We start from the raw sequence: 14,399 nt of genomic DNA, 5'->3' as shown, positions 1-14,399 counted from the left end.
ATTCGATGGTAGAAGGCGACACTGGTGTCACCCCTAACAACAATAGCGAGCCTCCCTATCATGGCACGACTGCACTCCCCCTCTCACACCCCCGCACTGCCCAGACGCTTCGCGCTCAAACGCCTGGCAGGTTCTCTGCTGCTGGCCGGGGGCATCGTCGCCTCCCAGGGCATCATGGCCGACACGCTCAAGCTGGCGATCATGGGCGAACCGGCCTCGCTGGACCCGCAGCAGATTTCCGGCACCTGGGAAAATGACGTGGTGGGCGACCTCTTCGAGGGGCTGGTCACTGAAGCCGCCGATGGCGAGCGCATCCCCGGTGCGGCCGAGTCATGGCAGATTTCCGACGATGGCAAGACCTACACCTTCACGCTGCGCCAGGACGGCAAGTGGTCAGACGGTGAGCCGGTGACCGCCGAGGACTTCGTGTACGCGCTCAAGCGCATCATGACGCCGGAAAATGCCTCGGATTACGCCTACATCCTGTATCCGATCAAGAATGCCAAGGCCATCAACAGCGGCGAGGCCGAGCCGGACACCCTCGGCGTGCGTGCCGTGGATGATCACACCCTCGAGATCACCCTCGAGCGTCCGACGCCCTACTTCCTGGATCAGCTGTCGCACTACACCGCCTACCCGCTGCCGAAACATGTGGTGGAGAAGTACGGCAAGGACTGGACCGACCCCGGCAAGATGGTTTCCAACGGTGCCTTCGAGCTGAGCGAGTGGCAGCCGCAGACCCGCATCGTCGCGCTCAAGAATCCTGAGTTCCACGATGCCAATGAGGTCGCGCTGGATGAGGTGATCTACTACCCCATCGAGGAGCGCAACAGCGCCCTGAAGCGCTTCCGCGCCGGCGAGATCGACATCGCGCGCGAATTCCCGACCCAGCAATACGGCTGGCTGAAGGACAACCTGCCGGACGCCACCCACGTCGCGCCCTACCTGGGCATCTACTACTACGTGCTCAACTCGCGCGATGGCCATGCCACGGCAGACCCGCGCGTGCGTGAGGCGCTCAACCTCTCCATCCGCCGCAACGTCATCACCGACAAGATCCTCGGCACCGGCGAAGTGCCGGCCTACAGCTTCGTGCCCACCGGCGTGAACCATTACGACATCCAGGAAATGGCCTTCAAGGACATGTCGATGGATGAGCGCATGCAGAAGGCCAGGTCCCTGATGGAAGACGCCGGCTATGGCCCGGACAACCCGCTGGAGCTGACCTTGCGCTACAACACCAGCGAAGACCACAAGAAGGTGGCCATCGCCGCCGCCGCGATGTGGAAGCCGCTGGGCGTGAAGGTCAATCTGCTGAACGCCGAAGTCGCGGTGCACTACGAGGACATGCGCCAGGGCAAGTTCGATGTCGGCCGCGCCGGCTGGATCGGCGACTACAACGACGCCCAGAACTTCCTCAACCTGCTGGAAAGCGGCGTGCCCAACAACTACGGCGCCTATTCCAACAGTGCGCTGGATGACGACATGCAAGAGGCTGCCAATACGCTCGACATGGAGGATCGCGAGGCACTGATGCAGGACGCCGAGCGCAAGGCGCTGGATGACTACGCAGTGCTGCCGATCTACTACTACGTGTCGCGCAATCTGGTGAACCCCAAGCTCAACGGCTGGCAGGACAACATCGAGGATACCCACCGCTCGCGCTGGGTCTCGTTCTCCGAGTGAGGCAAGCCCTGTGAGCCTCTGACCTGGCTCGCGGTTCTCTAGATCGTCATGGGTCCACGCTCGTGTCCGGCAGGGCAGGAGCGTGGCATCTGCCAAGGATGGCACCAGAAGATGACGTCGCGCCCCACGGGCGTGACAAGGAGTTCATGCATGTCCCCCACCTCACCGATGCAATGCGCGGCAAGCCTCAGCGCAGGCCTGCTGCTGTCCGTTCTTTCTCTCTCCATCGGCGCTTCCGGCAGCGCCATGGCCGCACAATCCACAAGCCCTGCAAGCCAAGGCGAACAGATCCTGCGTATCGCCAATGGCGCCGAGCCGGCGTCGCTGGACCCGCAGCAGACCAGCGGCACCTGGGAGACACGCATCACGCGTGATCTGTTCGAGCCGCTGATCGCCTACTCCGCCGACGGCGAGCTGATTCCCGGGCTGGCAGAGCGCTGGGAGTCGTCCGCCGATGGGCTGAGCTGGACCTTTCATCTGCGCGAGGGGCTCGAGTGGTCAGACGGCACGCCGTTGACCGCCCAGGATGCCGTCTTCGCGCTGCGCCGCCTGCTGACACCCGCCACCGCGGCCCACAACGCCACGCTCTACTACCCGATCGTCAATGCTCGCGCGGTGAATACCGGCGCGCTGGCACCGGAGCAACTCGGCGTGACCGCGCCCGATGCGCAGACGCTCACCATCACGCTCAGTCATCCCTCGGCGACGCTGGCGCAGACGCTGGCGATGAGCGAAGCCGCCCCGCTGCCACGCCATGTGATCGCGGCCAAGGGCGCTGACTGGACGCGGCCGGCCAACATGGTCACCTCGGGTGCCTTCGTGCTCAACGAATGGGCGCCACAGTCGCATATCACACTGTCACCCAATGCTCGCTATCACGCGGCAGACACGGTCGCGCTCGATGAGGTGGTCTACCTGCCCATCGAGGAGAGTCATGCCGCGCTCAATCGCTTTCGCGCCGGCGAAGTCGAGATCGCCTACGGCGTGCCCGCCAGCCACTACGCCTGGATTCAGGACAATCTGGCCGCTGCCCTGCACACCTACCCGATCCTCGGCGAGTACTTCTATGTCTTCAATCTGCGCGAGGGCTCACCCGTGGCCGACCAGCGCATTCGTCGCGCGCTGAATCTGGCCACGCGCCGTGAGGTGATTACCGAGCGCATTCTCGGCATGGGCCAGATTCCCTCCTGGCACTTCGTGCCGAAGGCATTGAGTGAACATCAGGGCGCGCGCTTCGACTTCGCTGACTGGTTGATGGACCGGAGGATGGCGAAGGCGCGTGAGCTGATGGCCGACGCGGGCTACGGCCCGGAAACCCCGCTTGAGCTGACCCTGCGCTACAACACCCTGGAAGACCACAAGAAGATCGCCGTGGCCCTCGGGGCGATGTGGAAACCGCTGGGCGTGAAGGTGACGCTGACCAACACCGAGGCCGCGGTGCATTACCGCGATCTGGCGCTGGGCGATTTCGAAGTCGGGCGTTACGGCATGATCGCCACCATCGCCGATGCATACGACTTCCTGAACTCCTTCAGCAGCGACAACACCTCCAACGCGCCCGGGCTCAGCTCGCCGACCTACGATGCGCTGATCGAGACGGCGGCGCGTGAAGGAGACACTGGCACCCGCCAGCGCCAGCTCCATGACGCCGAGCAGTATCTGCTCGACCACGATGTGGTGCTGCCGCTCTACGACTATGTCACCTCCAGTCTTGTCGACCCCGCCATCAGCGGCTGGGCGCCCAATGCGCTGGACGTGCACCCGAGTCGCTATCTGCAGATCGATACCTCGCGCTGACAGACGACAGTCACCAATAACAACGACACACCCGGGCAGCGGCTCGGACGGAGCACTGGATGCTGAGCTACACCCTCAAACGGTTGCTGCAGGCGATTCCCACCCTGCTGATCGTGATCACCCTATCGTTCTTCCTGATGCGGGTCGCTCCGGGCGGCCCCTTCGATGGCGAGCGCCGTCTCCCCCCGGAAATCGAGCAGAACCTGCGCGCGGCCTATCACCTGGATGAGCCATTGCCGATGCAGTATCTGCGCTATCTGGGTGATCTGGTGCAGGGCGATCTCGGCCCGTCCTTCAAGTACAAGGACTTCGATGTCAGCGAGCTGATCAGCCAGGGCTTCCCGGCCAGCCTGGAACTGGGCATGTGGGCGATTCTGGCCGCGCTGCTGATCGGGGTGCCGCTGGGGGTGATCGCGGCCATCCGGCGCAACTCGACGGCAGATTATGTGGTGATGAGTACTGCGCTGGCGGGGATCGCGGTGCCCAACTTCGTGATCGCCCCGCTGCTGGCGCTGGTGTTCGGCGTGCTGCTTGGCTGGCTGCCGGCCGGCGGCTGGAACGGCGGCGCCTGGCAGAACCTGCTGCTGCCGGTGGTGGCGCTCTCCATCCAGCAGATCGCCTACATCGCCCGCATGATGCGCGCCAGCATGATCGAGGTGCTCGGCAGCCACTACATCCGCACCGCCCGCGCCAAGGGCCTGAGCGAGTGGAAGGTGATTCTGCGCCATGCATTGCGACCGGCGATGCTGCCGGTGGTCTCGTACCTCGGCCCGGCCATCGCCGGCATCATCACCGGCTCGGTGGTGATCGAGCAGATCTTCGGCATTCCCGGCATCGGGCGCTATTTCGTGCAGGGTGCGCTCAATCGTGACTACACCCTGGTGATGGGCACGGTGGTCTTCTATGGCGCCTTGATCCTGCTGCTCAACCTGATCGTCGATCTGCTCTACAGCATGCTCGACCCGCAGATCCGCTACGACGACTGACCCGAGGCCCTGACATGTCACAGACAACTCCCGCCCCCCACGGCACCGGCGGTGCCAGTGCCTTCGACGGCCAGCCCCCTGCCGCGCCGGCAGGCGACAGCCTGACCCGCGACGCCTGGCGTCGCCTCAAGCAGAATCGCGCCGCCATGTGCAGCCTGGTGGTGATGGCCATCATCGTGCTGGCCTGCCTGATCGGCCCGTGGCTGACGCCCTTCGAACTCGATGAAGTCGACTGGAACGCCATCGGCACCGGCCCGGACCTGGCCTCCGGCCACGTCTTCGGCACCGACGTCAACGGCCGCGACCTGCTGACCCGCACCCTGCATGGCGGCCAGATCTCGCTGTCGGTGGCGCTGGTCGCCACCTTCGTCAGTCTGGTGATCGGCGTGCTCTACGGCGCCGTCTCCGGCTACTTCGGCGGACGCACCGACAACCTGATGATGCGCTTCGTCGACATCATGTATTCGCTGCCATTCATGTTCCTGGTGATCCTGCTGATGGTGGTGTTCGGTCGCAACATCTTCCTGATCTACGCCGCCATCGGTGCGGTGGAGTGGCTGGACATGTCGCGTATCGTGCGCGGCCAGGTGCTGGCGCTCAAGAAGCGCGAATTCGTCGAGGCGGCGCATGCGCTGGGGGTGCGCGACCTGCAGGTGGTCACCCGCCACCTGATCCCCAATGCGCTGGGCCCGGTGATCGTCTACGTCACGCTGACGGTGCCCAAGGTAATCCTGCTGGAAAGCTTCCTGTCGTTCCTCGGTCTCGGCGTGCAGGAACCGCTGACCTCGTGGGGCGTGTTGATCTCCGAAGGCAAGGACATGATGGAGACCGCGCCCTGGATGCTGCTGGTGCCCTCGGCCTTCCTCGCCGCGACCCTGTTCTGCCTCAACTTCCTCGGCGATGGGCTGCGTGATGCCCTCGACCCCAAGACTCGCTGAACCGGAGCGCTGATCATGACTTCTTCACCCTCTACCTCCGGCACCTCCTCCAGCCTGCCGCCAGCACGCAACGCCGCCGACCAGGCGCGCGCCGACACCCTGACTCGCCTGGGCCTGGCCGCCGAGGCGCCGGGCACGCCGCCGCTGATGGAGGTCGATGATCTCAAGGTCGACTTCCAGCTGCCGGACGGCGCGGTACCCGCCGTCAAGGGCGTCAGCTTCACCCTCAACAAGGGCGAGACGCTGGCGCTGGTCGGCGAGTCCGGCTCCGGCAAGTCGGTCACGTCCACCGCCATCCTGCGCCTGCTGCCGGAACTCGCCGAGATAAAGGGCGCCATCCGCCTGCGCGGCGAAGACCTGCTGAGTGCCTCGACGCGGCGTATGCGCGAGCTGCGCGGCAACCGCATCGCCACCGTCTTCCAGGAGCCGATGACCTCGCTCAATCCGCTGCACCGCATCGGACGCCAGATCATCGAGGTACTGGCGCTGCATCGTGACCTCAAGGGTCGCGCGGCTCGCCACAAGGCGCTGGAACTGCTTGAGCAGGTCGGCATTCCGGAGCCGGCGCGACGTATCGACAGCTATCCCCACGAGCTGTCCGGTGGCCAGCGTCAGCGCGTGATGATCGCCATCGCGCTGGCCTGCGAGCCGGACCTGCTGATCGCCGATGAACCGACTACCGCACTGGATGTCACGGTGCAGGCGCAGATCCTGCGGCTGCTCAAGTCGCTGCAGCAGCGCTACGGCATGGCGATCCTGTTCATCACCCACGACCTGAGCATCGTGCGCCACTTCGCGGACCGCGTCTGCGTGATGCGTCACGGCGAGCTGTTGGAAACCGGCGCCACCCACGACGTCTTCGAGCGCCCGCAGCACGCCTACACCCGCATGTTGATCGATGCCGAACCGGCCGGCGAGAAGGCCCCGGTGGCCGCGGATGCACCAGTGCTGCTGTCGGCGCGCGATGTGCGTGTCAGCTTCACCATCAAGCGTCCGCTGCTCGGCCCCAAGGTCGCCTTCGAGGCGGTGCGCGGCATCGATCTCGAGGTGCGACGCGGGCAGACCATCGGCATCGTCGGCGAGTCCGGCTCCGGCAAGTCGACGCTGGGTCGTGCCCTGCTGCGCCTGCTCAAGAGCCAGGGCAACATCGACTTCGATGGTGTGGACATCGCCGCGCTGGACAAGCCCGGCATGCGGCCGCTGCGCTCGCGCATGCAGGTCGTCTTCCAGGACCCCTTCGGCTCCCTGTCGCCGCGCCTGACCGTGGGCGAGATCATCAGCGAAGGCCTGCGTGTGCATCATCCCGAGCTCAATCGCGCCCAACGCGATGCGCGGGTCTGCGAAGCCCTGAGCGAGGTCAGCCTCGACCCCGGCATGCGCAATCGCTATCCGCATGAGTTCTCCGGCGGTCAGCGCCAACGCATCGCCATCGCGCGCGCCCTGGTGCTCAAGCCGGAATTCCTGCTGCTGGACGAGCCGACCTCGGCGCTGGACCGCTCGGTACAGGTCACGGTGATCGACCTGCTGCGCGACCTGCAGGCGCGTCATGGCCTGACCTATCTGTTCATCAGCCATGACCTGGCGGTCGTGCGTGCGTTGTCAGACCACCTCATCGTGATGAAGGAAGGCGAGGTAGTGGAAAACGGCAGTACCCACGCCATCTTCGAGGCGCCCCGGGAGCGTTATACGCGTGAATTGATGCAGGCCGCCTTCGCCCCGGACCTGGGCCAGGCGCACCACTGACACCCTGAAAAGACGACATGCCTGATGGGCGCTGCGGCGCCCATCAAGACCCCACTTTGCCTGGGAAAAGGCGCAGGGCCTCATTACTGCCTGCCTGAAGGGTGGCGATGAGCGCCCGGCCTCGCCCCGGGCAAGGGCAGCCGGGTGCTTGCACCCGACCGAGGCCGGAGCAGGACGCTCCGGCATGACCCACGCCGATGGAAAGACATGCACAGGATGACGATGCAACCTACAACAACAGCCAGCATCCCCCTTCACACTCACTCACGACTGCGTCACGCGATTGGCGCAGCCCTGCTCGGCACGGGACTGCTGAGCATGAGCCCCATGGCCCAGGCCATCGAGGTCTACAAGACGGATACCGACCGCGTCGAGTTCAGTGGCCGCCTGGCGGCGTTTGCGGTGATCCAGGATGGCGCACACGACGAGATCTACAACGGCGGCTCACGGGTGCGCCTGATCCACGAGCATCAGTTCGAGCAGGGCTGGAGCTCCATCATCCGCGCCGAATGGGGCTTCGATCCCTGGTTCAAGGACGGCACCGATGCTCACTACAAGCGCATGCTCTACGCCGGAGCGGCCCACGAGAAATGGGGCAGCTTCACGGTCGGCAAGCAGTATGGCCCCTGGTACGACATGGTGGCCGTCAACACCGACTGGTTCTGGATCAATGGTGGCGAGGCGTCAGGGACATTCGAAGGCCGCAGCGGTGATGGTGGCCTGCATGGCACGGGGCGGCCGGACAACTCGCTGTACTGGAAGAAAGGCTTCGACGACGTCACTGTCGGCCTGCTCTACCAGCTCGGCCATGACGGCCAGCACAGCAACGAGACCTCACTCTTCGAGGATGGCGTCTTCACCACCGAGACCGAGTACTCGGGGTATGAGCGTGACTACAGCTATGAAGCCGCGCTCAACTGGCACCCGAACGAGGACTTCACGGTAGGCGGGGTCTTCCACCATACGGAGATGAGCGACTACGAGAGCGGCAACAGCGAGAACGGCGATATCGATGCCTGGCTGCTCGGTGGTCACTGGTCGCCGGGCAACTGGTACATCGCCCTCGTCGGCGGGGAATATCGCAATCACATCGCCGGCAGCACCCTGGACTCCTCGGAAAGCTTCGTCGACAAGGCGCGCGGCGCGGAATTCGTGGTCAACTACAAGTTCAAGGAGGTCATCTGGGGTGATGACAGTGTCGAGCTCTATGGCGGCCTGAACCACCTGGAAGACGCCGACAGCGAAGCACGCTACGCCTATCAGATTCTGGGCGCAGCCTGGCGGGTCAAGGACCTGACGCTGGCCACCGAGTATCGCTTCGACAACAGCCGCCAGTCAGACGGAAGCGAGTACAGCGCCGACCGCGACCAGTTGATGTTCCTGGCGCGTTACGACTTCTGATCGTCATGTCAGACGCTGGTGACGGTTCGCCAATGCTCGCGCTGAGGCGATAGTTCCGCCCTTGCCTGATGAACCCGGCAGGACGACAAGAAAACGCCCGGTCATATGACCGGGCGTTCTTTGTATCGATTGTCCCGAAATCAGCTCAGCGTTTCAGCCGCTTACGTACTCAGAAGCGATAGGTCGCGCCGAGACCGAAGCCATGCGCTTCATTCTCATAATCGGCTTCATAGGTACCACGGTTGGGCTCGCTCAGGCTGACGGTGGCCGTCTCTTCCCACAGGTAGGTGTAGGCCATGTCGATGGTCAGCTCCGGCATCGGCGTCCAGCCGGCCCCCAGCGAGAAGATGGTGCGATCCCCGGACGGGATACGCGCGCTGCGATGCTCATCCACGGTCGGGCTGTCATCGAAGGCCATGCCGGTGCGCAGCACCCACTGCGGATTGAGCTGATAGCTCAGACCCACCGCGTACTGCCAGCTGTCCTCGTAGCCCTGCTCCTCGACGATGTCGCTCATGTTGTCGACTTCCACCGCGATCTCGTCAAAGCGGCTCCAGTGCACCCAGGTCACGCCTGCCATCAGCGTCCAGCGATCATCCAGCTTGTGCGTCACGGAGAAGTCGATGCTTTCCGGCAGGGTCACATCCAGCGACGCATCCTGCTCGGTATTAACGAAGCCCGTGCCAGTGAAGACATTGTTGTACTTGGCCTCGCCTTCCAGGCTGTAATCCACCTTGGAGCGATAGGACAGACCGAGGCGGGTACTTTCCACCGGCTGGAAGATGACCCCGACGTTGTAGCCCCAGGCGGCATCGTCGCCCTTGATCTTGACCTTGCCATCGCCTGCGCCGACATCGAGAGTATTCGACGTCAGCTCACCCTTGATGCTGTTGTAGGTCACACCGGCACCGATGGCCCACTTGTCATTGATGCGGTAGGAGATGGTCGGCTGGGCGGTGACCACCTCGACTTCACTGTAATTGGCGAAATAACGGCCGCGGAAATCAGAACCATAATCGGTGATCACGCCAAAGGGTGCGTAGACCCCGAAGCCCAGTGCTACCCGATCATTCATCGGCTGCACGTAATAGAAGGAAGGCACTGCCGCCCCCGGCACCATGTCGCCGTCATCTCCGCCAGAGACTGGCCGACCGAGTGCATCATTCGCGCTGGCGACATCAATATCGGTATTGACGTCAAGATAGGTCACACCGCCGGTGATCTGGGCACGATCCAGGAAGGACATGCCGGCGGGGTTGCCGAACACGGTGGAGGCATCATTGGCATTCGAGGCGCGCCCGGCGAAGGAGGTGCCCTGGGTACTGACACTCTGCTCGTTCAGCTGGAAGGCCCCCGCGTGAACGCCACCGGCATAAGCCGTGGCTACCGTTGCCAGAGCGACCCCGAGGGTGAGTTTGTTCATCTTGTTTTTCATTATGGATGGCGTCCCATTGCAGGTGGCTGGAGAGCCGCATGTTGTTGTTATCATTCGTTGATGCATAGCTCTGTCATCTACGTTTTGGGCGAGTCGTGCGTTCAAGTCAAGGGCGAACGTTTGTTTGAATAGGGAGATTTCTAGTATTCAGGGAACTTTCATTCATGTCTGCACTGTCACGTGCTGCTAAGCCCATGACCTGACGACGATTTCGTGCCTTGTCGCCAGCGTTTAAAACACGACAGCCCCCTCTTCTCCCCCCTCTAGCCTATTGGTCGAACATCAGATTTTTCGTATGTATCGGCTCGCTTGACCTATGTGCAACACATAAGTCTTACACTGATGATCAGTCACGGAACATTGGCTGCCGACAGACCTACAGGGCAGCCGAATGCTCTCTCCGCCACTCTCGATCACCAGGAGATGATGCAATGAAAGTCGCCGAACTGGCCCGCGCGGGGGGCGTCACCGCCGAAACCGTTCGCCATTACACGCGCCAGGGGCTGATCACGGCCCGACGTGATCCCGTCAACAACTATCAGCGCTTTGATGAGCAGGCGCTGGTACGACTCAAATTCATCAGTCAGGCACGCCAGCTGGGCTTCAGCCTTGCCGACATCAAACAGATTCTCGAGCAGGCGGATCAGCACGACTCGCCGTGCCCACTGGTTCGTGACCTGCTGCGGCAGCACCTGCCGAAAGTGCGCGAGCGAATTCGTGAGCTGGAAGCCCTGGCAGGGCGCATGGAGCATGCGCTGGATTGCTGGCAGGACCTGCCGGATGGCGTGCCGGACGGCAACAGCGTGTGCTGTCTGATCGAAGGCTTTCCGCAGGACATGCCCGACACCGCTTCCACTTCTCAACATCGCGACGGGGGGCAGTCATGATGACCCCGTCACTTCCCGAGACGCGACTTATGCAGGCACCAGGCATCCATTGTCAGGGCTGTGTCAGCAGGATTCGTCGTGCCTTGCAGGCGCAGGACCCGCAGGCCGAGTTGCTCGGCGCGCCTGACGCGGAGCTGTTGCTGATGCACAGCCAGCTATCATCCACGGCACTGCAGGAAGTCGCGGAAGACTGCGGCTACCCCCTCAAGGAGAAAGCCCTGCCGGAACGCGCCCATCATGATCTGTCGGTGTACGGCATGCACTGCCAGAAGTGCGTCGCCAGATTGCGCGAGGCCATCCAGCACTGGGATGACACCGCGCAAGTCAGTGGCACGCCGAAAGAAGACACTCTCGACGTGGTCGCCTGTCTGCCGCGCGGGCTGCTCGAGAGCATCATTCTCGAGACGGGCTATTCGCTTGAGGCCCCCGCCGAGGTGGATGAAGCTCAAGTCGCGCCGGCTGCTGATACCCCGGCCGTTGCAAACAAGGCAGCGACTGCGAGCCAGCCAGCCGATAGCGCAAGCACCGAGTTCTCACTGTCCGGCGTCACCTGTGCCAGCTGCGTGGCGACGATCCAGAAGGCACTGGATGGCCTGGATGGAGTTGAGCAGGCGCAGGTCAACTTCGCCTCACGCACCGCCCAGGTCACGAGCCGCCTCGCTCCCGACGAGATCGTCTCTGCCATCGAAGGTATCGGCTACGGGGCAAGCCTGGTGGAAGACGCGCAGGCCGGTGAGCAGCAACAGCAGGAAGACGCCGATCAGGAATATCGCTCTCGTGTCCGCGACAGCGTGCTGTCGCTGGGCATCGGTATCCCCCTGATGATCAGCATGTTCTTCCATCACCCCGGATTCGAGGGGCTCGAGCGCGGGGTGTGGCTGGCGATCGGCGTCGCCGTGCTAGGCGTGCTCGCCACGGCAGGACGCAGCTTCTTCACCAGCGCCTGGAAGGCCTTCACGCACCATCAGGCCAACATGGACACGCTGGTGGCGCTCGGTACCGGAGCGGCATGGATCTACTCCATGGGCGTGCTGCTGTTTCCCGACAGCGTGCCCCCGGCGGCGCGCGGACTCTACTTTGAAGCCTCGACCATGATCATCGGCTTGATCAGCCTGGGGCAGGCGCTGGAAGTCCGCGCCCGGGGCCGTACTCAGCAGGCGCTGCGCGCGCTACTTGATCTGCAGACTCGCACTGCCCGCGTGATCCGCGACGGTGAAGAGCACGAGGTCGATATCAACGAGGTCCGCAGCGGGGACCAGGTGCGCATTCGCCCCGGTGAGCGCATTCCGGTGGACGGCAGGGTCATCGAGGGCCAGAGCCATATCGATGAATCGATGCTCAGCGGTGAACCGCTGCCCGTGTCACGCGGTATCGGCGATGAAGTAGCCGCCGGCACGCTCAATACGCGTGGCAGCCTGGTCTTCGAGGTCGAGCGCGTCGGTAGCGAGACGCGCCTGGGACGCATCATCAGCCAGGTGCGTCAGGCGCAGAATTCGCGCCCGCCGATTGGCCGGCTGGCTGACACCATCTCCGGCGTGTTCGTGCCCAGCGTGATGATCATCGCCATCGTCGCGGCGCTGGTGTGGTTCAACTTCGGGCCTGCGCCGACCGGCGTCCATATGTTGGTGGTCGCGACGGCGGTACTCGTCATCGCTTGCCCGTGTGCACTGGGTCTGGCGACGCCGATCTCGACCATGATCGGGGTCGGCAAGGCAGCGGAGCATGGCGTGCTGGTACGCAGCGGTGAGGCACTGCAGACCGCCAGTCGCTTGACTGCGCTGGTGGTCGACAAGACCGGCACCCTGACGCGCGGCAAGCCGGAAGTCACCGAGGTCTCGCTCCTCGAAGGGGAAGACGAGGAAGCCGTGCTGGATGCAGCATATGCACTGGAGCGGGGCTCCGAGCACCCGCTGGCCGCGGCGCTGCTGGCACATATCGAAGCCAGACGCCCCGATGCCTCGCGCAGCAAGGCCTTCCATGACTACCAGACCATCAGCGGGCGCGGCATTCAGGCCCAGGACGATACAGGTCGCACCTGGCGCATGGGCAACGCTGCCATGCTGGAAGAGGCAGGCATCAGCCTTGCTCCTCTCAGCGAGCAGATCACGGCGCTGGAAGACAATGCGCGCACCTTGATCCTGATGGCTCGCGACGATGAATTGCTCGCCGTCTTCGGGCTGGCCGACCCGCTGCGTGACGATAGTCGCGATGCCATTGCTCGCCTGCATGCCATCGGCCTCAAGGTGATCATGCTGACCGGTGACAACCCTCACACGGCAGCGGCCGTGGCGCGCGAGACAGGTATCGATGATTACCGTGCTGGCGTCTCACCGGATGACAAGCATGATGAGATCGCGCGGCTGCAGCAGGAAGGTCATGTGGTGGGCATGGTCGGCGATGGCATCAATGATGCGCCGGCGCTGGCGCTGGCCGATGTCGGCTTCGCGATGGGCGAAGGTACTGACGTTGCCATCGAGACCGCCGGTATCACGTTGATGCATCCGTCGCTGGGCGGGGTCGCGGATGCGATCGCGATCAGCCAGGCCACCCTGCGCAACATCAAGCAGAACCTGGTGGGTGCCTTCGGCTACAACCTGATCGGCATCCCGATTGCCGCGGGCATCCTCTACCCCTTCACGGGCATGTTGCTGTCGCCGGTCATCGCGGGGCTGGCCATGTCCTTGTCATCGGTCACCGTCGTGACCAATGCCAATCGTCTGCGTCGATATACGCCCCCGAGCGCAGCTGGATCCGCAACGGGTAGCCCCGAGAATACCGCCACCACCTCACAAGGAGCGTCAGCATGATCTGCATGGCCATCAATCTGCTAGGACTCGGCCTGATTGCCGCCATTGTCTGGTGGTTCTGGCTCGCCAAGTCATGAAACACACTCCCAGCCTTGCTCTGTAGTCCTGCAGTTGCGCAAGGCGATCGCACAAAGGCAATCGCACAAGATTATCACCTCCAAGCCCTGTCACACGCTGTGTGGCAGGGCTTTTTTCGTGACCTCTTCCTGCCTAAAAGAGCACCAGACGGCTCTCGCAAGACTCGCAACGAGAGTGCTCATGGCATGCCGCCCGGCAACTCCGAGGCCTGGGCCCCCGGCAGCACACTGGAGGGAAAATAGCTGTCGCGAGTTCGTATGGATAGCTCCTGCACTGCCGAGTCTTGAGTTTTCCACAGCCGCTTTGCTCTACTTTACCCCGCGTGCCTCTTATTTATCCCGCTTGATCAAGGTGCCGTTAATGCAAAAACGCCCCTGCCACATCAGTGACAGGGGCGCTTCCTTTGGCCTTCTTTCTGCACAGCGGATCTGCTGACGTCTCTATGCATGCCTTTCCACACATGTCGCACATGGCTTCTCCCACGCATGACCTTCGCGCCTATGATTTTTCCTTAGCACAAAGAGAACCGCCCCTGCAGCAAGGCTACAGGGGCGGTTCAGTATAAGTGCCTGACGATGACCTACTCTCACATGGAGAAACTCCACACTACCATCGGCGCTAAGCGGTTTCACTTCCGAGTT

9 protein-coding genes are annotated in these 14,399 nt (G+C 63.3%); 8 read left to right on the top strand and 1 reads right to left on the bottom strand.

Going from position 1 to position 14,399, the window contains the following annotated elements:
- Positions 1-60 precede the first annotated feature (60 nt).
- From MKZ40_RS12020 to MKZ40_RS11995, 6 genes are all read left to right on the top strand, one after another.
- Positions 61-1,686, top strand: a complete 1,626-nt coding sequence (locus MKZ40_RS12020; protein ID WP_175089706.1) for a peptide ABC transporter substrate-binding protein — start codon at positions 61-63, stop codon at positions 1,684-1,686.
- Between the two features lie 150 nt (positions 1,687-1,836).
- Positions 1,837-3,483, top strand: coding sequence for a peptide ABC transporter substrate-binding protein (locus MKZ40_RS12015; protein WP_254627088.1), 1,647 nt, complete (start codon positions 1,837-1,839; stop codon positions 3,481-3,483).
- 59 nt (positions 3,484-3,542) lie between these two features.
- On the top strand, positions 3,543-4,469 hold the full coding sequence (gene oppB, locus MKZ40_RS12010; protein ID WP_043337152.1) for an oligopeptide ABC transporter permease OppB: 927 nt from the start codon (positions 3,543-3,545) through the stop codon (positions 4,467-4,469).
- A 14-nt stretch (positions 4,470-4,483) separates the two neighbouring features.
- Entirely contained in the window at positions 4,484-5,407 is a 924-nt protein-coding gene (locus tag MKZ40_RS12005) for an ABC transporter permease subunit (RefSeq protein WP_175089707.1), read from the top strand.
- A gap of 147 nt (positions 5,408-5,554) precedes the next feature.
- Positions 5,555-7,150, top strand: coding sequence for an ABC transporter ATP-binding protein (locus MKZ40_RS12000; RefSeq protein WP_217485871.1), 1,596 nt, complete (start codon positions 5,555-5,557; stop codon positions 7,148-7,150).
- 318 nt (positions 7,151-7,468) lie between these two features.
- Positions 7,469-8,551, top strand: a complete 1,083-nt coding sequence (locus MKZ40_RS11995; RefSeq protein WP_175089709.1) for a porin — start codon at positions 7,469-7,471, stop codon at positions 8,549-8,551.
- Positions 8,552-8,720: 169 nt separating this feature from the next.
- Here MKZ40_RS11995 and MKZ40_RS11990 read toward each other — a convergent pair whose 3' ends face one another.
- Positions 8,721-9,974, bottom strand: coding sequence for an outer membrane protein transport protein (locus MKZ40_RS11990; RefSeq protein ID WP_254627089.1), 1,254 nt, complete (start codon positions 9,972-9,974; stop codon positions 8,721-8,723).
- A 443-nt stretch (positions 9,975-10,417) separates the two neighbouring features.
- Between MKZ40_RS11990 and MKZ40_RS11985 the strand changes: the two genes are divergently transcribed.
- Together MKZ40_RS11985 and MKZ40_RS11980 are read left to right on the top strand one after the other, a co-directional pair.
- Complete coding sequence (locus MKZ40_RS11985) at positions 10,418-10,873, top strand: MerR family DNA-binding protein (protein ID WP_175089711.1); 456 nt, start codon at positions 10,418-10,420, stop codon at positions 10,871-10,873.
- The gene (locus MKZ40_RS11980) at positions 10,870-13,680 is read left to right on the top strand and encodes a heavy metal translocating P-type ATPase (RefSeq protein ID WP_254627090.1); all 2,811 of its coding nucleotides are present in this window, start codon (positions 10,870-10,872) and stop codon (positions 13,678-13,680) included. Before MKZ40_RS11985 ends, MKZ40_RS11980 begins: the two co-directional genes overlap by 4 nt.
- The last annotated feature ends 719 nt before the right edge of the window (positions 13,681-14,399 follow it).

This window comes from Cobetia sp. BMC6 (assembly GCF_029991385.1).
GTDB lineage: Bacteria > Pseudomonadota > Gammaproteobacteria > Pseudomonadales > Halomonadaceae > Cobetia.
The sequence above is the reverse complement of the archived record's forward strand: the minus strand, read 5'-3'. Positions and strand labels throughout refer to the sequence as shown.